The sequence below is a fragment of the Providencia burhodogranariea DSM 19968 genome, from assembly GCF_000314855.2.
Lineage (GTDB): Bacteria > Pseudomonadota > Gammaproteobacteria > Enterobacterales > Enterobacteriaceae > Providencia > Providencia burhodogranariea.
Map to the genome: position 1 here is coordinate 227,585 of NZ_KB233225.1, position 26,152 is coordinate 253,736.

General features: G+C 38.7%; 27 protein-coding genes, 1 tRNA gene and 1 other RNA gene. 20 read left to right on the forward strand and 9 right to left on the reverse strand.

Features of this window, described 5'->3' with window-relative positions:
• Positions 1–190 precede the first annotated feature (190 nt).
• On the forward strand, positions 191–529 hold the full coding sequence (gene glnK, locus OOA_RS16890; protein ID WP_008913385.1) for a P-II family nitrogen regulator: 339 nt from the start codon (positions 191–193) through the stop codon (positions 527–529).
• A gap of 10 nt (positions 530–539) precedes the next feature.
• Positions 540–1,823 (forward strand): ammonium transporter AmtB, encoded by a 1,284-nt coding sequence (gene amtB, locus OOA_RS16895; protein WP_008913386.1) that lies wholly within the window; start codon positions 540–542, stop codon positions 1,821–1,823.
• Between the two features lie 138 nt (positions 1,824–1,961).
• On the opposite strand, the gene tesB is transcribed toward amtB, so the two are convergent.
• Positions 1,962–2,828: an acyl-CoA thioesterase II gene (gene tesB, locus OOA_RS16900; RefSeq protein WP_008913387.1), complete on the reverse strand. Its 867-nt coding sequence runs from the start codon at positions 2,826–2,828 to the stop codon at positions 1,962–1,964.
• Positions 2,829–3,062: 234 nt separating this feature from the next.
• Between tesB and OOA_RS16905 the strand changes: the two genes are divergently transcribed.
• A complete protein-coding gene (locus OOA_RS16905) occupies positions 3,063–3,515 on the forward strand; it encodes a YbaY family lipoprotein (protein ID WP_008913388.1) in 453 nt (150 codons plus the stop codon).
• A 135-nt stretch (positions 3,516–3,650) separates the two neighbouring features.
• Positions 3,651–3,747: signal recognition particle sRNA small type (gene ffs, locus OOA_RS20175), an RNA gene on the forward strand.
• A gap of 350 nt (positions 3,748–4,097) precedes the next feature.
• On the opposite strand, the gene OOA_RS16910 is transcribed toward ffs, so the two are convergent.
• The 4 genes from OOA_RS16910 to gloB all read right to left on the reverse strand — a co-directional run bounded on the left by OOA_RS16910 (position 4,098) and on the right by gloB (position 7,492).
• Complete coding sequence (locus tag OOA_RS16910) at positions 4,098–4,301, reverse strand: HHA domain-containing protein (protein ID WP_004927064.1); 204 nt, start codon at positions 4,299–4,301, stop codon at positions 4,098–4,100.
• Between the two features lie 85 nt (positions 4,302–4,386).
• Complete coding sequence (gene tomB / locus OOA_RS16915) at positions 4,387–4,755, reverse strand: Hha toxicity modulator TomB (RefSeq protein ID WP_008913389.1); 369 nt, start codon at positions 4,753–4,755, stop codon at positions 4,387–4,389.
• Positions 4,756–5,322: 567 nt separating this feature from the next.
• Positions 5,323–6,657 (reverse strand): murein transglycosylase D, encoded by a 1,335-nt coding sequence (gene mltD / locus OOA_RS16920; protein ID WP_008913390.1) that lies wholly within the window; start codon positions 6,655–6,657, stop codon positions 5,323–5,325.
• Positions 6,658–6,736: 79 nt separating this feature from the next.
• The gene (gene gloB, locus OOA_RS16925; RefSeq protein ID WP_008913391.1) at positions 6,737–7,492 is read right to left on the reverse strand and encodes a hydroxyacylglutathione hydrolase; all 756 of its coding nucleotides are present in this window, start codon (positions 7,490–7,492) and stop codon (positions 6,737–6,739) included.
• A 33-nt stretch (positions 7,493–7,525) separates the two neighbouring features.
• Here gloB and OOA_RS16930 point away from each other — a divergent pair, with 33 nt between their 5' ends.
• Positions 7,526–8,251, forward strand: a complete 726-nt coding sequence (locus OOA_RS16930) for a class I SAM-dependent methyltransferase (RefSeq protein WP_008913392.1) — start codon at positions 7,526–7,528, stop codon at positions 8,249–8,251.
• Between the two features lie 16 nt (positions 8,252–8,267).
• On the opposite strand, the gene rnhA is transcribed toward OOA_RS16930, so the two are convergent.
• The gene (gene rnhA, locus OOA_RS16935) at positions 8,268–8,738 is read right to left on the reverse strand and encodes a ribonuclease HI (protein WP_008913393.1); all 471 of its coding nucleotides are present in this window, start codon (positions 8,736–8,738) and stop codon (positions 8,268–8,270) included.
• Between the two features lie 54 nt (positions 8,739–8,792).
• Between rnhA and dnaQ the strand changes: the two genes are divergently transcribed.
• Together dnaQ and OOA_RS16945 are read left to right on the forward strand one after the other, a co-directional pair.
• Positions 8,793–9,542, forward strand: coding sequence for a DNA polymerase III subunit epsilon (dnaQ, locus tag OOA_RS16940; RefSeq protein ID WP_008913394.1), 750 nt, complete (start codon positions 8,793–8,795; stop codon positions 9,540–9,542).
• A 126-nt stretch (positions 9,543–9,668) separates the two neighbouring features.
• A tRNA-Asp gene (locus OOA_RS16945) sits at positions 9,669–9,745 on the forward strand.
• A 124-nt stretch (positions 9,746–9,869) separates the two neighbouring features.
• On the opposite strand, the gene OOA_RS16950 is transcribed toward OOA_RS16945, so the two are convergent.
• Complete coding sequence (locus tag OOA_RS16950; protein ID WP_008913395.1) at positions 9,870–10,319, reverse strand: DUF6122 family protein; 450 nt, start codon at positions 10,317–10,319, stop codon at positions 9,870–9,872.
• Between the two features lie 471 nt (positions 10,320–10,790).
• Between OOA_RS16950 and tkt the strand changes: the two genes are divergently transcribed.
• The 4 genes from tkt (at position 10,791) to fbaA (ending at position 16,643) form a co-directional block, all read left to right on the forward strand.
• Entirely contained in the window at positions 10,791–12,785 is a 1,995-nt protein-coding gene (tkt, locus tag OOA_RS16955) for a transketolase (protein ID WP_008913396.1), read from the forward strand.
• 412 nt (positions 12,786–13,197) lie between these two features.
• On the forward strand, positions 13,198–14,217 hold the full coding sequence (gene epd / locus OOA_RS16960) for an erythrose-4-phosphate dehydrogenase (protein WP_008913397.1): 1,020 nt from the start codon (positions 13,198–13,200) through the stop codon (positions 14,215–14,217).
• An 84-nt stretch (positions 14,218–14,301) separates the two neighbouring features.
• Entirely contained in the window at positions 14,302–15,465 is a 1,164-nt protein-coding gene (pgk, locus tag OOA_RS16965; RefSeq protein ID WP_008913398.1) for a phosphoglycerate kinase, read from the forward strand.
• A gap of 101 nt (positions 15,466–15,566) precedes the next feature.
• Complete coding sequence (gene fbaA / locus OOA_RS16970) at positions 15,567–16,643, forward strand: class II fructose-bisphosphate aldolase (protein WP_008913399.1); 1,077 nt, start codon at positions 15,567–15,569, stop codon at positions 16,641–16,643.
• Between the two features lie 194 nt (positions 16,644–16,837).
• On the opposite strand, the gene OOA_RS16975 is transcribed toward fbaA, so the two are convergent.
• A complete protein-coding gene (locus tag OOA_RS16975) occupies positions 16,838–17,725 on the reverse strand; it encodes a LysR family transcriptional regulator (RefSeq protein WP_008913400.1) in 888 nt (295 codons plus the stop codon).
• A 290-nt stretch (positions 17,726–18,015) separates the two neighbouring features.
• Here OOA_RS16975 and OOA_RS16980 point away from each other — a divergent pair, with 290 nt between their 5' ends.
• The gene (locus OOA_RS16980) at positions 18,016–19,239 is read left to right on the forward strand and encodes a sodium/glutamate symporter (RefSeq protein ID WP_008913401.1); all 1,224 of its coding nucleotides are present in this window, start codon (positions 18,016–18,018) and stop codon (positions 19,237–19,239) included.
• A 25-nt stretch (positions 19,240–19,264) separates the two neighbouring features.
• On the forward strand, positions 19,265–20,230 hold the full coding sequence (locus OOA_RS16985) for an agmatinase (RefSeq protein ID WP_008913402.1): 966 nt from the start codon (positions 19,265–19,267) through the stop codon (positions 20,228–20,230).
• A 116-nt stretch (positions 20,231–20,346) separates the two neighbouring features.
• Here the strand turns inward: OOA_RS16985 and OOA_RS16990 are convergent, their stop codons facing one another.
• The gene (locus OOA_RS16990; protein WP_008913403.1) at positions 20,347–21,198 is read right to left on the reverse strand and encodes a LysR family transcriptional regulator; all 852 of its coding nucleotides are present in this window, start codon (positions 21,196–21,198) and stop codon (positions 20,347–20,349) included.
• An 84-nt stretch (positions 21,199–21,282) separates the two neighbouring features.
• Here OOA_RS16990 and OOA_RS16995 point away from each other — a divergent pair, with 84 nt between their 5' ends.
• The 7 genes from OOA_RS16995 (at position 21,283) to OOA_RS20940 (ending at position 26,132) form a co-directional block, all read left to right on the forward strand.
• Positions 21,283–21,969 (forward strand): ankyrin repeat domain-containing protein, encoded by a 687-nt coding sequence (locus OOA_RS16995; RefSeq protein ID WP_008913404.1) that lies wholly within the window; start codon positions 21,283–21,285, stop codon positions 21,967–21,969.
• Positions 21,969–22,436 carry a nucleoside deaminase gene (locus OOA_RS17000; protein WP_008913405.1) on the forward strand — a complete coding sequence of 156 codons (468 nt, stop codon included), beginning with the start codon at positions 21,969–21,971 and terminating at the stop codon, positions 22,434–22,436. The genes OOA_RS16995 and OOA_RS17000 overlap by 1 nt, the downstream gene beginning before the upstream one ends.
• On the forward strand, positions 22,433–23,653 hold the full coding sequence (locus tag OOA_RS17005; RefSeq protein ID WP_008913406.1) for a cyanate transporter: 1,221 nt from the start codon (positions 22,433–22,435) through the stop codon (positions 23,651–23,653). The genes OOA_RS17000 and OOA_RS17005 overlap by 4 nt, the downstream gene beginning before the upstream one ends.
• A gap of 94 nt (positions 23,654–23,747) precedes the next feature.
• The gene (locus OOA_RS17010) at positions 23,748–24,617 is read left to right on the forward strand and encodes a helix-turn-helix transcriptional regulator (RefSeq protein ID WP_008913407.1); all 870 of its coding nucleotides are present in this window, start codon (positions 23,748–23,750) and stop codon (positions 24,615–24,617) included.
• A 170-nt stretch (positions 24,618–24,787) separates the two neighbouring features.
• Positions 24,788–25,636, forward strand: a complete 849-nt coding sequence (locus tag OOA_RS17015) for a TonB-dependent siderophore receptor (RefSeq protein ID WP_008913408.1) — start codon at positions 24,788–24,790, stop codon at positions 25,634–25,636.
• Positions 25,617–25,883 carry an MFS transporter gene (locus OOA_RS20935; protein ID WP_008913409.1) on the forward strand — a complete coding sequence of 89 codons (267 nt, stop codon included), beginning with the start codon at positions 25,617–25,619 and terminating at the stop codon, positions 25,881–25,883. The genes OOA_RS17015 and OOA_RS20935 overlap by 20 nt, the downstream gene beginning before the upstream one ends.
• Positions 25,884–25,895: 12 nt before the next feature.
• Entirely contained in the window at positions 25,896–26,132 is a 237-nt protein-coding gene (locus OOA_RS20940) for a hypothetical protein (protein WP_236611259.1), read from the forward strand.
• Positions 26,133–26,152 lie beyond the last annotated feature (20 nt).

Consider the following 26,152-nt stretch of genomic DNA (forward strand, 5'->3'; position numbering starts at 1 on the left):
GAAAAAGGCCACTCATTTGAGTGGCCTTTTGTTTTTTCATTACTATTTGAATTATAAGAATAATTGGTTTAAGTTTGTTACTTTTTGTTTTTTTGGCACGCTACTTGCTTTAAGTGTTATTGCAGTCTTGAGTGTTGCTACTGCGTGTATTTAGCTGGATAGACAGGGAATTATATTAACCGGAGGGGAAATGAAATATATCATCGCGATCATTAAGCCTTTTAAGCTAGATGAAGTAAGAGAGGCACTTTCAGATATAGGAATACAAGGTCTGACAATTACTGAGGTTCGCGGTTTTGGACGTCAAAAAGGCCATTCCGAATTATATCGAGGTGCAGAATATACCGTCGATTTCTTACCAAAAGTTCGTATGGAAATTGCCGTTTCAGATGAATTTGCTGACCAAGTTATCGAATCAATAGAAAAAGCAGCTAATACAGGTCAAGTTGGGGATGGCAAAATATTTGTATTAGAGCTTGAACAGGCCATACGTATTCGTACTGGTGAAAAGCAAGATGAAGCACTATAGGAGAACGGCGATGAGTAAACTGTTTCAGTGTTTGTATTTGCTAATTATGGTGTGTTTTCCTGTCAGTGTATTTGCAGCTGATACGACCTTAGATAAAGCTGATAATGCATTTATGATGGTTTGTACCGCATTGGTTTTATTCATGATCGTTCCTGGTATCGCCTTATTTTATGGAGGCTTACTCAGAAGTAAAAACGTATTGTCATTGATGGCTCAAACCATGGTTATTCTAGCGCTCGTATCTGTGATTTGGGTAGTTTATGGTTATAGTTTTGCTTTTAGTGAAGGAAATGATTTCTTTGGTGGTTTTGAGCAGTTTATGCTTAAAGGAATTAGCATTGAAAGCTTATCAGCAACAATTCCACAATTCGTCCATGTTGCATTCCAAGGTGCTTTTGCATGTTTGACTGTTGCACTGGTTGTCGGTGCACTGGGTGAAAGAATCAAATTTTCCGCCATACTTATATTTACATTTATTTGGACAACATTTGCCTATTTGCCAATGGCGCATATGGTCTGGGGTGGTGGATTGTTAGCTCAAGATGGTGCATTGGATTTTGCTGGCGGAACAGTTGTTCATATTAATGCTGCGGTTGCAGGTCTTGTAGGTGCCTACTTACTTGGTAAACGAACTGGTTTAGGTAAAGAGGCAATTAAACCACATAATCTACCAATGGTGTTTATGGGAACAGCAATTCTCTTTATTGGTTGGTTTGGTTTTAATGCAGGCTCTGCAGGAAGTGCTGATTCGATTGCTGCATTAGCATTTATTAACACTGTGATTGCGGCATCTGGGGCAATTTTATCATGGACAATTGGCGAGTGGATATTTAGGGATAAACCTTCACTATTAGGTGCTTGTTCTGGATGTTTAGCGGGTTTAGTTGGTGTTACACCAGCGGCAGGAACCGTAGGTGTTGGAGGTGCACTAATAATTGGTTTAGTGTCTGGTATTGCAGGGCTATGGGGTGTTGTTATTCTTAAACGCTGGTTGAAAGTTGATGATGTGTGCGATGTATTTGGTGTACATGGCGTTTGTGGTGTGGTTGGTTGTTTACTCACCGGCGTCTTTACATCAGCCACCTTAGGCGGTATGGGTTATGCTGAAGGCGTCACCATGATTAAGCAAGTTGGAATTCAGGCATTTAGCGTACTTATATGTGTCGTATGGACAGCGATTGTTGCCTATCTGGCTTTCGTTATTGCGGATAAAACAACAGGACTACGTGTCAATGTTGAACACGAAAGAGAAGGTCTCGACATTACTTATCATGGTGAAAGTGCGTATAATTAATTACATGTAACTTAGTACTAACTATAATAATATTTACGATAACGGCAGCAATATATGCTGCCGTTGTTCTTATGAGTGATTTCAATACGATGTAGTCATTACTTGCGTAAGATTTGATTTATTAACCTAAGTTAAAGCTTAATGAGGTTTTCTTTTTCGTATCACACCTTCTTGAACCGCAGTGGCAACTAAAGCTCCTTTTTTGTTGTAGATTTGACCTTTAACAAAACCACGGCCTCCAGAAGCTGAAGGGCTTTCAATTGCATATAACAACCAATCATCAATTCTGAACGGACGGTGATACCACATTGAATGGTCGATGGTTGCAACCTGTAAATCTCTTTCCATAAAACCGCGACCATGTGGCTGCAATGTTGCAGGCAAAAAATTATAGTCCGAGGCATAGCCTAATAAATAATTATGAAGTGAGGAGATATCAGGTAATTGCCCTTTTGTTTTAAACCAAATATAACGAAAAGGCTCTAGTGGAGGGCTGTCAAATGGGCTATAAAACTGTACGGGACGAAATTCAAAAGGATTTGGGCGTAAAGCGTATTTTTTTATAGATTCAGGTAATTTATCGGCTAGACGCTGAATGATTTCATCTTGTGAAATTAAGGCTTCAGGAGATGGAACTTCAGGCATGACATTTTGGTGGTTAAAACCTTCTTCTTGCGACTGAAAAGATGCAGTCATAAAAAAAATAGGCTTACCATGTTGAATAGCACTGATACGGCGAGTACTGAAGCTACCACCGTCTCGTAATATCTCAACATCATAAATAATAGGATGTTTGCTATCACCTGGACGCAAGAAGTAACTATGGAATGAGTTGATGACTCGGTCTTCAGGGATTGTTTGCTCTGCTGCATACATTGCTTGTCCAACAACTTGCCCACCAAAAACTTGTGGCAAACCAAGATCTTCACTTTGACCTCTGAAGATACCTTCCTCGATTTTTTCCAGCTCTAAAAGACTGATTAAGTTTTGCAGTTCTGGGCTCATAATAACCTTGACCATTGATTAATAAATATCAGATTGGGGTATTTTCACATCAATATACAAAAATAGGTAGACAGTTTCTGCTTTAGATGCAAAATTGATATACTTTGTTACATTTTGAAATGTTATTTTCTTGATGAGTCTTTTTTAGCTATAATCTAACTATCTTCAATAAAAATAATATTATTAATACAGAATGGATTTTTTGATAATAATTTGTTTTTTTAGGTATTTATCATGAAATTACACCAATATGCCACTAGCTTCATTTTTCTTGCTCTGTTAGCGGGTTGTGAAGGTCATAAAGAAAAAGAGACTAAGCTTGGTATAACCAATCATACGGTAAAACAAAGCTTAGAAACTAATGAGATTAATGGAAAAATTTTTATTTTACAGCGTATTGCCTTGCCTGATAACGCAGTGGTTACGGTAACGTTGACAGATACTTCGATGGTAGGTCTACCAGCCTTAATTTTATCCCAAAAATATTATGATACTCAAGGTAAGCAATCGCCTTTTCCATTTAAACTGAGTTATCAGAAGGATGAAGTTCCTCCGAATGCCTACCTTACTGTCAGTGCAACTATTTCTGTCGATGGTGAAACATGGTTTATAACAGAGAAAAAGCATGAGGTGATTAATAATGGTATAACGAAAGATATCGAATTAGTGCTTGTACCTGCACAATAATGGTTAATTATTAGGTTAAAAATACACAAAAGTCTTATTGTGTAATAAAACATCACTTAGAGGTGGTTTTCTTGCTATTTCTGATTTCATCAAGCATAATGCACCTGCTTTTTAGGAAGCATTCTATGGGGGCTCTGTTGGTTCTCCCGCAACGCTAACTTGTTAACTTGGTCAGGTCCGGAAGGAAGCAGCCATGGCAGGGGATGTGTGTGCCGGGATGTCGCTGGCAGAGCTCCCACCCAATTCAGTTCTAATTGCCTTTCTTCTTATCTTCAGCTTAGCCATAAATTTTATCAAAAAAATATATTCAGCTATAAACGAGAACAACTTAAAAATAAAGTTATGAAATTTATTTATATATTATGAAATGTTTTATATTTATAAGATATTCTTATTCTAATGGATACTTTTTGTTAAAGCATTAAAAGCTAACGTGGAAAAATAATGTTTAGCAAGATGAAATACACGAGAGATGGGTGCGCTAGTATGACTATGTGCAATGATATGTTATAAAAATATATTGAGCCGATAAAATGAACTATCGGCTATAACCAGTTATTATCTGAGTTTATTAATAAGTAGTTATCTAACAAATTTCCAAACTGATGCTGGAATTTTGTCATAAAGTTTATTCATAGTCAGTTCTGCTAGGCGATGGTCAGCTGCTGAGTAAAATAACTCCAGCTCGTCCTCTGAAAGTTCATACTTATTTTTCTCAATTACACGTTCAAGTGTATCAATAGTTGTGCATTTTCTTAAACGCATCAGATAATCAGTTTTGGTCATAATACCCTTTCTTTCTTTTATTTATTGATAGCTAAAAACTTTATAACATGCGGTGTTATAGCTTATTTAATAATGAATAATATCTTTATGTTTTACTGGTTGGACACTTTAAATCATCATCAAGGACTGCGACAAGGTTTTGATTCATACTTTGCCAATCAATAATTTCACTTAGAGTTATTACAGGGCTGCCGAATAAATCATAAGTCTCATCAAGATACTCTTCAACTAATGATATAACGAGATTTTCTTTTGGATATTTAATCTTATATTGCCATACAAAGGCTGTAATATGCTCAATAAGTTCATTCAATCTAGCACTCTGTGGAGAACTTAGATCATTTATCCAATGTGTATTAGTCTTCTGTAAACTTGAAATTGCTTCTCGATTCAGGCTGTTACACAAATATTTTAACTCGGATATATCATAATTCTTGGGTGAGTATTCATCCATAATCACCTCCGCGGGCGAGATGAGCATTCGCTATGTGTATTTCTATATCAAATAATCAAGTATTAACTAAATAAAAAGAGCCGTAGTTAATACAAAATTTAGTTTAATCAATATCTTACATAATATAGATACTATTTAAATAGATGCAGTTTTAGAAGCATCAATAATGACATTATTAATATTTAAATACGGACTTAAAGTGCTAACTATTTTTGCTATGCTAGTAATATAGCACTTTTATTGCATAAGTCACCACCTGACTAGTATTTTTTTTTAAATAAAAGTACGTAAAGTAACTTATCATACTATCTATATTGACTAAATGCTATTTTTATAGAACTTTATATGGGGTTAGTAGTGCTTTTCATTTATTTACAAAAAACAATGATGATTTTAACTTAAACTACGAAGAATGAAATAATCTAAAGAAAAATTTTTAACAATGTTGTAAAGGTATTAGCTACAATCAAATATGATACCAATATTGATAAATATAATTAATTTTTGGTATCAAAGGTTATATACCTACCGATTAATCAGTAGGTATATAACAAATTTGTATTTTATTTAGTAAATATTTAATGTAACTCCAGGTTTTAGATCCGCCATTTTAACACCTGAATTCCAACTCATTAAATCATTGAGCTTGATCCCATGTCTTTTCGCGATGCTATAGTAAGAGTCACCTTTCTTTACTTGATACGTTTTGGATTTACGGCTATTCGTGGCTGATACAGCATCTTTTATCTTCAGGGTTTGTCCAGGACGAATATTTGCAGTCTTCATTCCATTAAGTTGTTTTATACTCTGGCTAGTTGTATTGAATTTTTTTGCAATACTGGCAACAGACTCACCTTTACGAACTTTATAATTAAAGTTATTGGCTTGTTGTATTGGTCTCTTGCTCTGGTTTTGAGCAACAGCTATACGAATATTATCTAAAATAGCTTGATCAGAGAGCGATAATTTTAGTTGTTCTGCTTTTGAAGCTGGCAACATAATATAATGAGGACCATTCGGTGATGTCACACCTCGCTTATAACCAGAGTTATAAGTCTTCAGGGATTCTTCTGAGATACCCGTTAGTTCTGCTGCTTGAGTTAATGTAATTTGTTGTCCTACATCAACTTGGGTAAGCGCTCGGTTTTTATTGCTACTAGGTAATTTAACTTGATATTTTTCAGGCGTTCTCAATATTTGGCTGAGTGCTAATATTTTAGGAACATATTGTTTGGTTTCTTTTGGTAAAGATAATGACCAAAAGTCAGTTGGTAAACCTGCATCTTCATTCTTTTTGATTGCATTTAATACGCAGCCTTCACCACAGTTATAGGCGGCAAGAGTGAGTTCCCAATCATGGCCAAACATAATATTTAAGTTTTCAAGCAAATCAAAAGCAGCCATAGTCGATGTGACCAAATTACGGCGTTCATCAACCCATTGATCTTGTTTTAGGCCATAAGAGCGAGCAGTAATAGGAACAATTTGCCATAAGCCGGCAGCTTGCGCTGGTGAAGTTGCTTTTGGATTAAATGAACTTTCGATGATAGGAATTAAAGCCATTTCCATCGGTAAGTTGCGATTTTCTATTTCCTCTACGATCCAGTACATATAAGGTTCAGCCCTTAATGTCACATCATAGAGAAAGCTTTGTTTTGAATAATAATTGCTTACCTGTTCCCTGATGATCGCATTATCAGGTATTTCCATCTTCAGCTCATCACTGATATAACCCCAAAGATCGTTATCGGCCTTAGAGATTTGTCTACTTGCTGCCTGATTATGTGGAGCAATGGTTTCAATAGTGTGGTTTGCTGAAGACCTGTTCTGCTTAGTTTTCTGTGGGGAAGCTTGACATCCAGCCAGCAGAACAATGGCGATAATAGTCGCTATTGTCTTCATTATGCTTTTGTTCTTTATTGTCATGTATAAAAGTCAAACAATAATACTTACCAAGCACAAAGAAGACAATAATTAAACGTCAATATTGGTCTTTTAATTGACGTAAAACCGTAAAAACAGCTCTAAGTGGTGGATTAGATTGGTTTATATTTAATTTTTTTTGTAGTTCAACGTTATCACATTGTAAAAAAAGGTTAATTTTTCGCTCTGTTTTAAGCGTTGTAGGCACAGTAGGTTCATTTTTACTACGTTTGATAGTAATTTCTTGTTGATATTGGCTAATTTGATCATTTTCAGGCCAAATATGATGGGCAAATTTCAGATTAGACTGTGTATACTCGTGAGCACAGCAAATTAACGTGTCATCAGGGAGAGCGGCTATCTTTTGAATAGATTGATACATCTGTTCAGGTGTACCTTCAAATATTCTCCCACAGCCAGCTGAAAATAGTGTATCACCACAAAATAAATATGGAGCTTGATAAAAACCAACATGCCCGAGGGTATGCCCTGGGAGTCCAAATACTGTGAAATTAAAGTCACCTATTTTGATATTATCTTCACTATTGACCAATTTAGTCGCGCCTTTTATTTGTGTTTCTTTTGGTCCAAATACGGTTAAATGTTTAAAGGATTTGAGCATATTTTGTACACCACCAATATGGTCGTCATGATGGTGAGTTAATAGGATAGCGATAGGTATAAGTTTTTTTTGTGCCAATATTTCAAGGACAGGTTCTGACTCCGATGGGTCAATAATGATACACTGCTGATGGGCATCAGACAGAATCCAAATGTAGTTATCATTTAAAGCGGGGACTCGTATTAACTCCATAGTAACCTCTACACTTTATATTAAGGGAAATTGATGAAGCCAGCGCGTATTGAAAAACAATTCGAGATGCCGGTCAGTTGGTCTGATATCCCTTTTGGGGAGCAATACCGGCAAGCATTGCAATATCATCTTCGTTCTTGGTGGCCAAAGATGTTTGGCTTTCATTTACTAAAACTCGGTCATCTAAGCACTGAGATAGATACTAAAGAGTGCATGATATCTCATCAATTTAGTGCAGGAAATAATGATCCTCGCTTTCATGTTATTGCGGATCCACTTGCACTTCCTTTTGCGAACAAATCGATAGATGCTTGCCTAATGTCGCATATGTTGGCATATAATCATGATCCACATTGGGTTTTACGTGAAGTTGATCGGGTATTGATGGATGACGGCTGGTTGATCATTTCAGGTTTTAATCCATTTAGTCTATTGGGTATCGGTAAAATGATACCAATACTCAGAAAACAGCAACCTTATAGTAGCCGTTTATTTCCCACAATAAGAATTTCGGATTGGTTAAGCCTTCTGAATTATGAAGTATTTTTTCAGCGTAATTGTCAGGCATTTCCATGGCTTGGTCCAGAAAATCGTCTTAACCAATGCATTGCTGGAATAGGTACATTAAATATTCTTGTAGCAAGAAAACGAACTTCTCCATTGACGCCGACTGCACTTAAGTTTAAACAGAAAAAAATGAAAATAAGCACGGCATTAGGGGCAACAAAACGCATGACAGATCGTTCAAAGAGCCCCTAATTATAAGCATGAAAATTTAATCTTGTACGGGTTGGTAGCCTGTATCTTCTTGCGTCGGTGATTCAGCGGCTTGACGAGCTAATTGATCGCACTTCTCATTTTCAGGATGGCCTGCATGCCCTTTGACCCAGCGCCAATCGATAGTATGGCGTGTAATAGCTTCATCTAATCGTTTCCATAGATCAACATTCACGACTGGTGATTTATCTGCTTTACGCCATTGTCGACGCTTCCAATTATGGATCCACTGGGTGATACCTTGGCGTACATATTGGCTATCAGTCGTTAAAATAATGTCACACGGGCGTTTTAAAGATTCGAGAGCAACAATAGCGGCAAGCAGCTCCATGCGATTGTTGGTCGTCATAAAAAAACCTTCACTAAGTGTTTTTTCATGTTGGTGGTAACGAAGAAGAGCACCGTAACCACCAGGGCCTGGGTTGCCCAAACAGGAACCGTCAGTGAAAATTTCTACTTGCTTTGTCATTTCTGTTAAACTCTATCTTATTCATCAATCTCTAGTTTGACACAAAAATCCATTATGAGCACAGCGATAACAAGACAAATTGTCCTCGATACTGAAACCACAGGTATGAATAAGCTGGGCATTCATTATGAAGGCCACAATATTATAGAAATTGGTGCTGTTGAGGTTATCAACCGAAGATTGACAGGCCGAAACTTTCATGTGTACATCAAACCTGACCGTTTAGTCGATCCTGAAGCATTTGAAATTCATGGTATTAGTGATGAGTTTTTGCAGGATAAACCGGTATTTGCAGAGATTGCAGATGAATTTATTGAGTTTATTCGTGGTGCGGAGTTAATTATCCATAATGCGCCGTTTGATATCGGCTTTATGGATCACGAATTTCGTAAGCTAAATAAAGGCATACCACCTACCGCTGATTTTTGTCAGATAACCGATAGCTTGGTGATGGCTCGACAAATTTTTCCGGGTAAACGAAATAATTTAGATGCTTTGTGCGATCGTTATTTAATTGATAATACTAAGCGGATGCTCCACGGCGCTTTATTGGATGCTGAGATACTCTCTGATGTGTATCTGGCAATGACTGGTGGACAAACATCACTAGCGTTTTCTATGGATAATGACTCTTCAAATGAAAATTATGTAGAACAGGTACAACGTATAGAGCGACCTAGTAGTGGCCTTAAAGTTCTTTATGCAACAGATGATGAGCTCGCTGAACATGAAAAAAGATTGGATATTGTCGACAAAAAAAGTGGTAATTCATGCCTTTGGCGTCAACCTTCAAATGAAGAATAAATAATAAATTAGTGACTATAGCCAATTAAGGCTAAAAACTGCTCAACTACGCGTTTTTTCAAGAAAAAGTATTGACTGTCTCCTGAAGTGTTCGTAATATGCATCCCGTTCCCAAAGGGAATGCTAGGAGCGGTAGTTCAGTTGGTTAGAATACCTGCCTGTCACGCAGGGGGTCGCGGGTTCGAGTCCCGTCCGTTCCGCCAAATTATAACGCCATGCTATTTGTTAGCATGGCGTTTTTATTTGGTGCATGTGATACTTGCATATATGAATCGTATAGCGAGTGTTATTAAGTCAGCACCCCATTCATCTCTTATAATCACTACGTTAGCTATCTTTACCTACATGTGATTCAACCCGTTTCATGCATAAATACTTATTTTCAAATTTATTTGATTCAAACTCGTTATTTAAAGCTGAATAGATTGAATGAAAGTAATCCCGTTTTAGACTTCCCATATAACAATCCAGTGAATCAGTGAATAGGTGAAATAAACAGCCGACAGCGATAGCTTTAAGTTTCCATGACGGCATTAGGAATAGGATAACATAGGCAACAGCAGCCCAAATGGTATGCAGTGGGTGAAAGCCAATACCACAGCGTTCAGGATCAAAAATGGGATCTGCTAGCAAGTGATCTAAATCGATCGCCATCGTTGCGATCATCAATAATGCCGCTAATTTCCAATTTTTTCGCCAAAATAGATAACCGAAAAAGATGGGAACTAAAAAATGAAATCCGTAATGCAGGATGTTCCTGAAAATTTCAAATATCACAATGAAACCTCTAAATTGTTATCGTTTTATTGTTAACTGCATCATGGTTTAGAAAGATGAAGCATCATTCGATAAGAGCGGTGAAAAATTACTCTCTATTCACTTATTTCGACGGCTAATCTTTATTATCTATTGGTAATTTTTCATAGCAAAATTGACTAATAATCACTATTGTTACCCCTAAATGCGTTAGAAGCATAAATCACCTTGATCCCTGATAGTAAACTCAGGTTTAATAAGGGCAATGAATTGCGCAAAAAAATAACTTTAAGTTATATTTTGCGCAATAGAAAGGATTCAGCTCTACGATGGCTTAATTTATTGACGATTATTTGTCTCTATTGCGGCGAATAATTGCTGTATGGACGAAATTGCGTTAGTTTCATACATAGCTTATGAAAATGACAACAATTTTGTACTACTTTATGAAAATTGGTTTAAGTACGTTTTTATCCGACCTGGAGTATACTAATGACGACTCGTAAAACCCTTGCTAATGCTATCCGTTTTCTAAGTATGGACGCGGTTCAAAAAGCAAAATCAGGGCACCCTGGCGCGCCTATGGGCATGGCTGATATTGCTGAAGTTCTATGGCGTGACTATATGAATCATAACCCAGCGGATCCTCACTGGGCTAACCGTGACCGCTTTGTACTATCAAATGGCCATGGCTCAATGTTGATTTATAGCTTGTTGCATTTGACAGGTTATGACTTGTCTATTGAAGATTTAAAAAATTTCCGTCAACTTCATTCTAAAACACCGGGCCACCCAGAATATGGCTATACTCCAGGTGTTGAAACAACAACCGGCCCATTAGGGCAAGGTATCGCAAACGGCGTCGGTTTTGCTATCGCAGAACGTACTTTAGCGGCTCAATTCAACCGTCCTGGTCATGATATCGTCGATCACCATACCTATGTGTTTATGGGTGATGGCTGTATGATGGAAGGTATTTCTCACGAAGTATGTTCTTTAGCGGGTACACTCAAATTAAACAAATTAGTTGCGTTTTACGATGATAACGGTATTTCTATCGATGGTCATGTAGAAGGCTGGTTTACAGATGATACAGCCGCACGTTTTGAAGCATATGGCTGGAATGTTATCCGTGACATCGATGGTCATGATGCTGACCAAATTCGTGCAGCAGTTAAAGAAGCGCATAATGAAACTGATAAACCAACTCTGATTATCTGCAAAACGGTTATCGGTTTTGGTTCGCCGCACAAAGCGGGTACAGAATCAGCTCACGGCTCACCATTAGGTGACGCAGAAATTGCAGCAACACGTGAAGCGCTTGGTTGGGAGTATGGTCCATTCGAAATCCCACAAGATATTTATCAAGCATGGGATGCTCGCGATTCAGGTAAAGAAAAACAAAGTGCTTGGAATGAAACATTTGCAGCTTATGCAAAAGAATTTCCTGAGTTAGCTAAAGAATTTACACGTCGTATGGCGGGTGATTTACCAGCAAACTTTGATGCTGAAGCGAAAAAATTTGTTGAGCATTTACAAGCAAATCCTGCCAATATCGCTAGCCGTAAAGCGTCACAAAATACTTTAGAAGCATTCGGTAAAGTATTACCAGAATTCCTAGGCGGCTCCGCTGACTTGGCGCCAAGTAACTTGACTATGTGGTCAGGCTCTAAGCCATTAAATGAAGACAAGGCCGGTAACTATATCCATTATGGTGTACGTGAATTCGGTATGTCAGCAATCATGAATGGTATTGCTTTACACGGCGGTTTCGTACCTTACGGTGCAACTTTCTTGATGTTTGTTGAATATGCCCGTAATGCGGTGCGTATGGCAGCATTAATGAAAATTCGCAGTATCTTTGTTTATACTCATGACTCTATTGGTTTGGGGGAAGATGGTCCAACTCACCAACCTGTTGAGCAGCTGGCAAGTCTGCGTGTAACACCGAACATGAACACTTGGCGTCCTTGTGACCAAGTTGAATCTGCGGTTGCATGGAAATATGCTATCGAGCGCAAAGATGGTCCAAGTGCACTAATTTTCTCTCGTCAAAATCTGGAACAGCAACCACGTACTACTGAGCAATTAGCAGAAATAGAAAAAGGTGCTTATATCCTGAAAGACTGTGAAGGTAAGCCAGAGCTTATCTTTATTGCTACAGGTTCAGAAGTTGAGTTAGCTGTTAAAGCAGCGGATCAACTGGCCGCTGAAGGCCGTAAAGCCCGTGTTGTCTCAATGCCATCAACTGAAGTATTTGATAAGCAAGATGCGGCATACCGTGAAGCAGTTCTACCTTCAAGCGTGACCAAGCGTGTTGCAATTGAAGCTGGCATTGCTGATTACTGGTTCAAGTACACTGGTCTAAATGGTGCTATCATTGGTATGCATTCATTTGGTGAATCCGCACCAGCTGAAGAGCTATATAAAGAATTCGGTATTACGGTTGAAAGCGCAGTTAAAGCAGCAAAATCATTGTTGAAATAATTGAGTTAGCGGTCTTATACGTAAAATAATTTGATTTGCATATCGGCGGTATCTCGATGAAAAGCCCGAAAGACATAGTAAACTATGTCATTTGGGTTACTGAGAACAGTCAATATCGCGGTATACTAGACTGCAAAAACTAATAAAATACGCCTCTGTATCAATTTTGATGCAGAGGCGTTGTTGTTTTGTTCATTTGACTGGCTTTTGCTATTGCGTTCTAAGAATATATCCCTTAATCTAATTCTAAATAGCTGAACCGTTTCAGTCTTTATTGCAAATAGGGTTAAATTTTTCAAAAGTGTCGATTGAAGCACACTTTTGATGTTTGACAGTTAAAATGAGCAGTAGAGTTTGTGTGAGTCAGTTATCCTTATCAGCCGTGTGATTTTGTTAAAATTCAAGGTGTAGGATGCCAATTAAAGTGGCGATAAACGGCTTTGGCCGGATCGGACGGAGTGTGCTAAGGGCTCTATATGAGTCAGGGCGACGCGCAGAAATTATGGTCGTTGCGATTAACGAACTCGCTGCTCCTGAAGGCATTGCACATTTACTCAAATATGACTCTAGTCACGGGCGCTTCGCTTGGGATATCCGTCTTAATGGCTCACTTTTACAGGTCGGTGATGACAATATTCGTCTCTTCCATCAACCTGAAATTAGTGCATTGCCTTGGAAGGAACTTGGGGTTGATGTTGTGCTTGATTGTAGTGGGGTATATGGTTCCCGCGAAGATGGCTTAGCTCATCTAGACGCTGGTGCAAAAAAAGTGCTATTTTCTCACCCCGGCACGGATGATCTTGATGCGACTGTTGTCTATGGTGTCAATCATGATAGTCTGACAATCGAAGATAAAATTGTTTCGAATGCATCCTGTACTACAAACTGTATTATTCCTATTATTAAATTGCTGGATGACGCTTTTGGTATTGAGTCAGGCACCGTAACAACCATTCATGCTTCAATGAATGATCAACCCGTTATTGATGCTTATCATCATGATCTGAGAAGAACTCGTGCTGCAAGCCAATCTATTATTCCTGTTGATACAAAATTAGCAGCGGGTATAACGCGAATTTTTCCAAAGTTTCAAGATCACTTTGAAGCAATATCAGTGCGTGTACCGACAACCAATGTGACAGCAATTGATTTGAGTGTTACCGTTCATAATGATGTCTGTGTGACTAAAGTTAACCAGCTCTTGCAAGCAGCCGCTCATGGGCATTTTCGCGGCATAGTAGATTATACGGAATTACCGTTAGTTTCGATGGATTTCAATCATGATCCGCATAGTGCGATTGTCGATGGAACTCAAACGCGAGTTAGCAGCAAGCATTTAATTAAAACCCTTGTTTGGTGTGATAATGAATGGGGGTTTGCTAACCGGATGCTGGATACTACTCTGGCAATGGCAGCAACAGGTTTCAAATAATTAACGACTGACAGGCTGCTGTGTAGCATATGTCCGTACAGCTATTAATGAATATTTTATAGAGAATCAACAAGAGGATTCACCATGTCTGTAATTAAAATGACCGATTTGGATCTCGCGGGTAAACGCGTTTTCATCCGCTCTGACCTAAACGTTCCTGTAAAAGATGGCAAAGTTACTTCTGACGCGCGTATCCGTGCTTCATTACCAACAATTGAAAATGCTCTCAAGCAAGGTGCTAAAGTCATGGTTACATCTCACCTCGGTCGTCCGACTGAAGGTGAGTACAATGAAGAGTTTTCACTGCAACCTGTTGTTGACTATCTGGCAGAAAAAATTGATTTCCCTGTTCGTTTAGTCAAAGACTATTTAGATGGTGTTGATGTTGCTGAAGGTGAGTTAGTTGTTCTAGAAAATGTTCGCTTTAACAAAGGCGAGAAAAAAGACGATGAAACTCTATCAAAACAATATGCTGCATTGTGTGATGTTTATGTAATGGATGCATTTGGTACGGCTCACCGTGCCCAAGCATCAACTCACGGAGTGGCTAAATTCTCACCAGTTGCTTGTGCAGGTCCACTACTGAGCAATGAACTTGAAGCATTAGGCAAAGCCCTGGGTAATCCTGCTCGCCCAATGGTAGCGATTGTTGGTGGTTCAAAAGTATCAACCAAGCTGACTGTTTTAGATTCTTTGTCTAAAATCGCAGACCAACTGATTGTTGGTGGTGGTATTGCAAACACCTTCATCGCGGCTCAAGGTAACAATGTCGGTCGCTCTTTATATGAAGCAGACCTGATCCCTGAAGCTAAAAAATTACTGGCTAATTGCCATATCCCAGTTCCTACTGATGTTCGTGTGGCGACTGAGTTTTCTGAAACTGCAGAAGCGACGTTGAAACCAAGCTCAGAAATCAAAGATGATGAACAAATTCTGGACTTGGGTGATGAATCAGCAGCACGTCTGGCTGAAATTTTGAAAAATGCGAAAACTATTCTTTGGAATGGCCCAGTAGGTGTATTTGAATTCCCTAACTTCCGCAAAGGGACTGAGATCATTGCTAATGCCATTGCCGAAAGTGACGCATTCTCTATCGCTGGTGGTGGTGACACACTAGCGGCTATCGATTTATTCGGTATCGCAGATAAAATTTCATATATCTCAACGGGTGGGGGGGCATTCCTTGAATTTGTTGAAGGTAAAAAACTGCCAGCTGTTGTTATGCTCGAAGAGCGTGCTAAAGCGTAATTAATGTATCATGAACACAATGTGGGGAAATCATGCTTTTTTCCCGCGTTGTCTGCAACTACAGGCAGCTAAGCTGTCTGTTTAACACAGGATCTTTTCACATGTCTAAAATTTTTGATTTTGTTAAACCGGGTGTTATCACAGGCGATGACGTACAGAAAGTTTTCGCAGTTGCCAAAGAAAATAACTTTGCATTACCCGCTGTAAACTGTGTCGGTACAGACTCAATTAATGCTGTACTGGAAGCTGCTGCTAAAGTACGTGCTCCTGTTATTGTTCAATTCTCTAATGGTGGTGCAGCTTTTATCGCAGGTAAAGGTCTGAAAGCAGAAGGCCAACAAGCTGCTATTTTAGGTGCAATTTCAGGTGCTCATCATGTGCATCAAATGGCAGAGCACTACGGTGTACCTGTTATTTTGCATACTGACCACTGCGCACGTAAATTACTGCCATGGATCGACGGTCTGTTAGATGCAGGTGAAAAACACTACGAAAAAACTGGTAAGCCACTGTTTTCTTCACACATGATTGACCTATCTGAAGAAACATTAGAAGAAAACATCGAAATCTGTGCTCAATACCTAGCGCGTATGGCGAAAATCGACATGACGCTGGAAATTGAACTGGGTTGTACTGGTGGAGAAGAAGACGGTGTTGATAATACCGGCATGGACAGCTCTGAGCTGTACACTCAACCAGAAGATGTTGCATACGCTTATGAGAAGCTGAGCGCAGTTAGCCCTCGTTTCACTATCGCGGCTTCTTTCGGTAACGTTCACGGTGTTTATAAGCCAGGTAACGTACAGTTAACACCAAAAATTCTGCGTAATTCACAGGACTATGTTTCTGAGAAATTTAACTTGCCTCACAACAGCTTAGACTTCGTCTTCCACGGCGGTTCTGGTTCAAGCGCTGAAGAAATCAAAGAAGCAGTAGGTTATGGTGTTATCAAAATGAACATCGATACTGATACTCAGTGGGCTAACTGGGAAGGTATCCTGAATTACTACAAAAAGAACGAAGCTTATCTACAAGGTCAGTTGGGTAATCCAGAAGGTCCAGAAAACCCTAACAAGAAATACTATGACCCACGCGTATGGCTGCGTAAAGCACAAGACTCAATGGTTGTTCGTTTAGAGAAAGCATTTAAAGAATTGAACTGCGTTGACGTTCTGTAATCACGCCTAGCTTCAATTATAAGCGATAAGTGATATCCCTCAGCCGGGTTAACCGGCTGAGGGATTTTTTTGTGTAAGATAACGTTAGTTTTATCGGCACTGAGTTAACGCCTGGTATTAAGTTTAGCTTTAATATTTATATGCTCAGTTCTGGTAGTAGCTTGAATATTATTTTAATAAGATAAAATAATGCATTATTTCATAAGTGATTCTTTATTTTCAGTTTGTGATAAAAATTCTAAAAACAGTGCTTCACTTTGTGATAATGGCTTACTGGCATCGGTAATAGCACAAATCCGATTAGAGAATACGGGAGTATCATGAACTGCTTCTAGTGGATAGCGAGAATTTATATGTGCTGCGTAATTTTCGGGTAATATACCAACATAATGGCCTGAAGTAATAAATGCAGCTACTGCCTCTAATCCAGCCGCATCAGGGCCTTTAGCAAATTGCCCAGATGCTAAAATACTTTCGGTGAAGGGATGCCTTCGATAAACGAGTGTGAGATTTTTATTGTCTTTATATTGATTCGCGGATGAAATATAGAGCTTATGTTTTTCGATAAATAGGAATTGGTATCTAAAATTCTTGTTTTCATGATATTGGCCTCGGATACCGATTTGTATTGCTCGATCCCGCAGCGCTTTATTTAATTGATTATGGTTGAATATAAGCAATTCAAGTTTTACATTGGGCGCCGCTTTTTGAAAGTGAGATAAGGCTGTTGATAGATGACAAAGTGGATCGGCCAAGATATGTTCAACCACTCCGATCACTAATGTACCTGAGAGTATCCCTTGTAATGCATCAACATCAGTTTTTATCGCATCTAAGGCTTTAAGCGCGGATGTTGCTTTTTCTATTACGAGTATGCCGGAGGGGGTTAATTTGAAACCTGATGGGCCTCTTTCACAAAGATGAACACCGAGTTTTTCTTCAATTTCTCTAATATGTCGACTGATTGTTGCTTTTGACATATTTAAATTTTTTTCTGCAAGTGTAAATCCACCAGCTTGAGCTACGGAGGAAAAAATTCGTAATGATTTAAGGTCTTTTTCTGTTAACGTTTTATTATTCATACCTTATTCCTATAAAGTGAATTTCATCACTATAAGTTAATCTATCCTACTTTGTTATTAGACTCAAATATCAAAATCATTATTATTATTTTAAAATATAAAATTTTTCAGTAAAAAATAAAATTGAAAAGGTATCATTTTTTGAAACCATAGAATCAAAAATATCACTTTTATTTTTAATTCTTATCTATATCTTAAAGAGCACAATGAAATATATTTTAGCCATGAAGATTTTAGTAATAATTATTAATCCAAGAATATAAATAACAAATACAAAAGGATTCTATTTTATGGTTGCAAATGAAATGGTAATGATAAAGTTAGATATGGTCACGTTTACAGCATTGGGAGCTATATTATTAATTTTAGGAAACATTGCTGTAAGGAAAATTCCTTTTTTTATTAAATACTCAATACCAAGTCCAGTTATTGGTGGGTTTATATTTTCAATTATAATGTGGATAGCGTATCAATTTAATATTGCTGAATTAAGTTTTGACAATACATTGTACGACTTATCAATGTATGTTTTTTTTGTCACTATAGGGTTAATGACAGGCTTCAAATTATTAATTAGTGGTGGAAAAATACTATTATTGTATATGCTGATTTGTTGGTTACTCGCCTTCGCTCAAAATGGTGTTAGTATCGGGTTATCTTATCTTGTAGGTGTAGACCCTTTGATTGCAATGATGGCAGGGCAAGCATCGATGCAAGGCGGCCATGGTATGGCGGCATCTTTAGCACCATTGATCGAATCACTTGGACGCGACCAAGCTTTAAATGTCGGGTTAGCAGCTTCAACCTTTGGTTTAATTGCTGGGTCTGTATTAGGTGGGCCAGTTGGAAACTGGTTAATTAAACGCAACAATTTAAAGATAGAAACTGATAATGTGGATTTATCCATGTTACCTGAAAATAAAAATAATAATATTGAAAAAATAACTCCGGAACAATGTATTACTACGGGTGCTATTATATTAATGATATTAGCGATTGGTATGCCTTTAGCTAAATGGATAACTAACTACACTGGTTTTACTATTCCAGGTCATATATTTAGTCTTTTTATTGGAGTTTTGTTTCATTCATTAAATGAAAGAAAACCAATCATTAAAATTCCACACCATGTTGTGAGTTTAGTTTCGGCTATTTCACTTGAAATGTTTTTAGTGATGGCAATGATGAAATTAAAAATATGGGAGCTTTATGATTTAGCTTTACCATTGACAATTATATTAATTGCTCAAGTCACAATCACAATATTCATTGCAATATTCATACTTTATCGTGCACTGGGTAAAAATTATGATGCAGCCGTTATGTCAGCGGGCTTTGTTGGACAAGGAATTGGGGCAACACCAAATGGATTAGTGGTAATGGATGCAATATGTCATAAGTATGGTCTGTTTTCCCGCAAAGCATTCATTATTATTCCTATTGCAGGCACGATTCTTACTGACATCGTCGGCGTTCCTTTATTCGTTTTTTTAGCAAATACACTGGCAAATTAAATAAAGAAAAAAAGGTAATCAATATATGAAAGATTTAACAACACCTCCTTTGGTGAATCACAAAACATTCTTATATTCTAAATTAATGACAGATTTAACAAATGAGCAGGCTGATATAGCAATACTAGGTATGCCTTTTGGTTCTGCTTATAGTGCTCATGCATTTACCAACGATCAATCTAAAGCACCACAGTATTTACGTAATATTAGTGATCGCATTGTAAGGCACCCTGATCATTATGATTTTGATATTGATGGACCTTTATTACAGGGACGCGATGATATTAATTTCGTTGATTGTGGCGATGTAATTCCTGATTTATCTAAGCCTTTGGGTGAGCATTATGAACGAGCAGAATCTGTTATTAGGCAACTATTGAAAAAAAATGCAATGCCAATTGTTTTAGGTGGTGACCATGGTATCACAACACCTATCCTACAAGGGTTTGACGAAGTCGGGCCAATAACGCTAGTTCATATTGATGCACATCTCGATTGGCGCCAAGACGTTAATGGGGTTGATAAAGGATTATCTAGCCCAATTAGGCGAGCATCAGAAATGACACATGTTGCTGAAATTTTTCAAATTGGTTTAAGAGCGCAAGGGAGTGGTCGTCCGGAAGATTATCAAGCAGCAAAAGATTATGGCGCTCACCTTATACCTGCTTATGAATTACATGAAGTCGGTATACAAGCGATATTAGATAGGATCCCAGATAATTCCAATTACTATATTAGTATTGATGCAGACGGTATTGACCCAAGTATTATGCCGGGTGTCGATGGACCAGCTCCAGGGGGCGTTAATTACCTTCAGGCAAGAAGCCTAATTCATGGGTTAGTGAAAAAAGGAAGAGTGGTGGGAATGGATATTGTTGAAATAACACCGTCTAAAGATATCGGCTCTCAATTAACAGGCGTGACAGCAGGTCGGTTTATCGTCAATCTGATTGGTGCATCGATCAAAGCGGGTTATTTCGATAAAAAATAACTTACGCTGATTTCTTTCTATTCTGCCCTTATATATGTACTCGAGTTTTTCGGGTACATTTTCAATGTATTGAGTGATTTTTTTCATTCATACTTCAAGTCATATCTTACGTTTTATTAAAGCTCATTAAGTTTAGTGGCGAGCTGTTCTGCTAATACCATAATAGCTTCAGAGCTTTCATTAACATGCATCGCAATTTCCATATCTTTAGCCGAGGGGAAACCATCTTGTTCTGTTAAAATTTGATGTTGTGGCAATTTGGCTCGTAAAGGTAACAAGCTGATACCTAAACCATCCGCAATGGCGCTCTGTATACCAGCTAGGCTTGAGCAGGTATAAGTGATATGCCAAGCACGCTGCTTAATATCGAGCAATCTGAACATATCATTGCGATATAGCCCATTTTCAGGAAAAACAATTAAAGGTATCGAATTGGCATTTAGTTGTGGATTATCAGCACTCGAAAGCCAACATAGTGGCTCGGGCCAACAATAACGACTTTTAAACTCACCTTTACGTTGCTTAATAATAATCAAATCGAGCTCACCATTTTGATAACGCTGGTGTAGATGACGACTTAAACCACTCGTTACTTCTAAGCGAATATTAGGTTGATGGTGCATAAAAGAGGCTAATGTTGGTGTTATTTGACTTGACGCTAAATCTTCTGGAAAACCAAGCCGTAAGGTTTGAATAATTGCACTACCAGCGATTTTCATAAAAAACATATCATTCAATGCCAATATTTTTTTTGCATAACTGAATAGAGCTTCTCCTGTTTCTGTCAGGGTTAATATCCGATGTCCACGCACGAATAACGATTGGCCTACCAAGGCTTCTAAACGCTGAATTTGCTGACTCAATGTTGATTGAGTCGAATTTAAATGTTGTGAAGCAATCGTAAAATTGCCTGTCTCTGCTACGGTAATAAAAGTTTTAAGTAAAACGAAATTAAGCAATGTATTCATTTTATGGATACCTGGCATTTGAATATTTAATTTTTAAATACCATATATTTTCAGTAGATTAAATACTCAACTGAGGAGAGAACAATGAAAACACTATTTTTAACAACCAAATGGATAACTTATTTGCTTGTAACTCTTAGTATCTCATTGATATTTAGTATGAAATCATTTTCAGAGTCAAATTCAACAGATTTGGTCGCATTGGCTGAAAAAGGCGATCTTCCTGCGGTGACGTTAGCTATTGAGCAAGGGGCTGATATAGAACAGCGTGATTTACGTTTGCGAACACCGCTAATGGCGGCGACAAATGCGAATCAAATTGAAGTGGCTCGATATCTCATTAATCAAGGAGCGGATGTGAATGCACGTGATGCTATTCAGGATTCTCCGTATTTATATGCAGGAGCGCGAGGCTTACAAGAGATTTTAGAGATGACTCTTGTTCATGGCGCAGATTTAAAAAGTACTAACCGTTATGGGGGAACGGCGCTGATCCCAGCGGCTGAGCGTGGGCATATCCAAACAGTACAAACCTTGATTGATGCTGGGATAGACGTAAACTACGTTAATCGATTAGGTTGGACAGCATTGATAGAGGCAATCATATTAGGGGATGGTAGTGAAAAATACGCCACGATTGTTACGCAATTGATTAAAGGCGGAGCGAATGTGAATTTAGCTGACGCATCCGGTAATTCACCATTAATGCTGGCAAAACAGAAAGGTTATCGCAATCTGATTGAAATTCTTGAGCGTTCAGGAGCCAAATAATGTTAGATGAGCAATTTTTACAGCAATCCATTGCGTTGGCTAAAGAGAATGTCAAAACGGGTGGCCGTCCCTTTGGTGCAGTTATAGTGAGTAATGGTAAAGTCGTGGCTACTGGGGTTAACCAAATGCTGGAGCGGTGTGATCCGACTGCTCATGCTGAGCTAATGGCTTTACGCCAAGCAGGGAAAGCACTTGGAAGAGTTAGGCTAGAAGACTGTGTAGTGTATGCGAGCGGCCAGCCATGTCCTATGTGTTTAGCCGCGATGCGAATGGCGGGTATTGCACGGATTATTTATGCCTATTCGAATGAAGAGGCTGAGCCATTTGGATTATCTACGCAGGCAATAGCGGAATCTCTTAGAGTAGAGCCACAACAGCAAATTGGACTAACATTTATTCACCAAAGGCCAAAAGGTGAGTCTCAGCCTGCACTTTATACTTTTTGGCAGGAACAACAGCATTCATGAATCAGCGTACTGCTACTTCATTCGGTTTAGTGTTAACTATTGTATTGGTCGGGATCAATCTACGGCCTTTTATGACAGGTCCTGGGCCTCTCATTGATGACATTATTCAAACGACAGGAATGAGTTACCAAGGCATTTCATTGCTAACGTTATTACCTATGTTATTAATGGGAATAGGGGCGTTAATTGTACCTGCTTTGAATCAACGTTTAGGTGATCGCGTTGGTTTAACTATTGCAATATTTCTGTTGTTGATTGGTTCGCTGTCCCGATTTTTTGTAACGACTGGCTCGCAATTACTGCTTACAGCCTTTGTCTGTGGTGTTGGTGCGGCGTATATTCAGTCCGTTTTTCCAGGGCTGATTAAATTACGTTTCCCAACGAAAATGGCAGCGATAACTGGGCTATATTCTGCAATGCTGATGGTTGGCGGTGCCATTGGCGCACAATTGACCCCGATTATTTCAAGCGTGACATGTCACGAATTAATCCAAACTAATTCGTGTAAAACAGGTCATTGGCAAACAGCACTTGCATTTTTAGCGTTACCTGCAATTTTTGCACTGATAGCAGTTCTTATTAATATTCGTTCATCCGCTACTCGCAAAAATAATGGGCAGGAATCTGTTTTATCATTTTTAAACAAACCTCGGGCATGGTTATTGATGATAGGGTTTGGATTGATCAATGCGGGTTATGGCACCGTAGTGACATGGCTAGCCCCCTTTTTTATTGAACAGGGAATGAGTAGCACTGACAGCGGCTCATTAGTCGCATTGTTGAGTGTTTTTCAAGCACTTTCCGCGCTATTAATCCCTATTTTAGCTTCTCATAATATTGATCGTCGTTTTTGGCTTGTTATAACGTTAACCAGTCAAATCATTGGCTTTGCTGGAGTATGGTTATTACCCAATATGTTGCCTTATTTGTGGGTGTGCTTGATTGGAGTAGGGCTAGGTGGTTGTTTTGCCTTGAGCATCATTACTTCACTTGATCATTTACCTCATCCTGCAAGCGCAGGGGCATTAACTTCATTAATGCAAGCAGGTGGGTTTATTATTGCGGCATTTGGCCCTTTGTTTGCTGCGTGGTTACATGAAATTAGTCAAAGTTTTGCTTGGGTATGGATTGCACATATCTTAATGATATTTTTAACATTGTTATTATTTCTGCGTCTAAATCCACGGCATTATGCGAAATTATTCAGTGTGAGATAGAGTGAATGCCATAAATTACAAATGATAATGATTGTTATTTTCTTCTTTCTAAGCCAAGATAGCGGAAAAATCGGCTTTACCTCGAAAGAAGGCCATGCAGCAACACACCGAAGATAAACTTAATCAAGCGCATTCTATCCGCGAAGATTATTCTGTTGGACAATTTGTCCGTATCAGCCGCGGTGAATTTGTGATTTCGCATGATCTGGGGATTGAAGAACAACAGCAAGCAGGCCTGAAGTTAGTGGCCATACATAAAGGCGCAATGGGTTGTCGTAGTAGTTCTGGTCATAATGTCGAAGTTAATTCACCCTCATTGATACTCTCCGGCAGCCAGAAGAATTACCTGCTATGCAACCTATTTCGCGCCTGCCAACCGATGAAATATACGATGATTGATATTTCTCCCGAGTGGTTCGAACAGCAGCAATTAACCCTACCAGATAGTTGTTATCACCCAGATAAAGCGCAGCTTTTACAGTTTGCGATCCCCGCAAGCGTATTGGCAATGACCCATCAGCTATTTACTTGTCCAACTCATCCATCACTGCGTCAGCTTTATTTAGGAGACAAAGTATCTGAAATTACCGCTCTTTGTTTAGATCATTTGTTGCATGAAACTCCTCCAGCTTCACCCAGTTTACGACAACGCGATATAGATAATTTGCAGATGGCCAAATCGATTTTGAAACAAGAGTTAGAATCCCCACCTAGTTTGGATGAACTGGCGAAACGTGTTGGTATGAATACACGTAAACTCACGCATGGATTTCGACAGTTATTTGGCAATAGCATTTATGGCTGGTTGCAGGAATATCGATTAGAAACGTCTTATCAACTGTTGAGCATGAATGACGCCAATATTTCAACCGTTGACTATCAGGTTGGCTATACGCCAGCTCATTTCTCTGTCGCTTTTCGTAAGCGTTTTGGTATTTCCCCGAACCAACTAAAAAAATGCTAGATGCAGTTTAGCTTTGAAGGTCAATTTTTATTCGATTTAAAAGCAGCAAAGATTAACATCCCCTAATTATTGCCGGATAGCAATAGATAAAATCCGGCATTCGAAAGTAACCCATACCATTAATTGCTAAATTGATAACAATTATCATTTAACTTTTTTAGGATGGGGAAATGTTGTCTGTTTATAATGCTAAGTGCTTCAAGGAGCTAAAACTAGCACCGTGCGCACTGTTTTTCGCAACAGCACCATGGGTTCTTTTTGTACAAGCTACTCAAGCAGCAGAAAGCTCGCAACCTAAGCATGACATCATGCAGGTCACGACAACATCGGGTGCAGGTGACGATTATGTCGAACCTGGTGTGACGACATTAGGTAAGATTTCCCTTAAACCTCGAGAAGTTGCTCAATCGGTTAGTGTGATTGATCGTGAACAAATCGAAAAACAAAACTTACAAACCTTAGATGATGTGATGCAACGAGCAACTGGGGTGACAAGTGCACCTTACGTTAAATTAACTACTGCTTATTATGTTCGTGGTTTTCAAATTGATTCTTTCGAAATTGATGGTGTGCCAGCATTATTGGGAAATATGGCAAGCTCACCACAGGACATGGCGGTATATGAACGTGTCGAAATCTTACGTGGTTCGAATGGATTGCTTCATGGGATAGGAAACCCAGCTGCGACCGTTAATATGGTACGCAAACATGCTCCAAAAGAAAATATGGCTAAACTCAGCCTTAGTGCAGGAAGTTGGGATCGCTATCGCGGGGGAGCCGATGTTGGTGGACTATTGAATGAATCAGGGAGTGTCCGTGAGCGCTTTGTCATGGCATGGGAAGATAAAGATTTCTTCTATGATGTTTCCGACCAAAAAATCCGTCTGATGTATGCCACTGTCGATGCAGATTTGACGGCTGATACTTTATTGCGTATTGGCGCACAATATCAAACTATCGATTCCATCACCAATATGGCGGGTGTGCCAATGGGAAAGGATGGCAGCAGAGCAAGTTAGTGGTTCAATGCTATCTAAAATAAATGCAGTACAAATTGCTGGCGTGATGGCTGGGTTCTTTATTGGTGGTGCTGGGCTGATGATCATGAGTGGTTCGCTAGGTCAACATATGTCATTAATGATATTGTCTTGTGTACCGTTATTAAGTTTATTTTTCATTATATTGTGCCCTTTAAAAATAGTTAACTCTGTAGCCGAACAAGAAAAGGCAAGCTTGCTTAAAACATTTAAACGTCCTGGAGCTTAAAGATTATTGTTATTGACTCTGTTATCTGCGGTAACTGCAGTTTCTGGATTTGGTCTTGCAAAGTTATTCCTCAATGACGCAGGTTGGTCTCTGGCAGAAATTGGCAAAATAGGAATGGCTGGTGGTATGGTAACGCTCGTATTTGGTTGTGGCGGCGGAGCATGGCTAATTGGTAAAATCGGTGTATGGCTAGCCTTCTCATTCGGTTTATTTTTTGCGTTACTGTCTTCATTACTGTGGATTTTATAATCTATAAATGGGGTGACAAT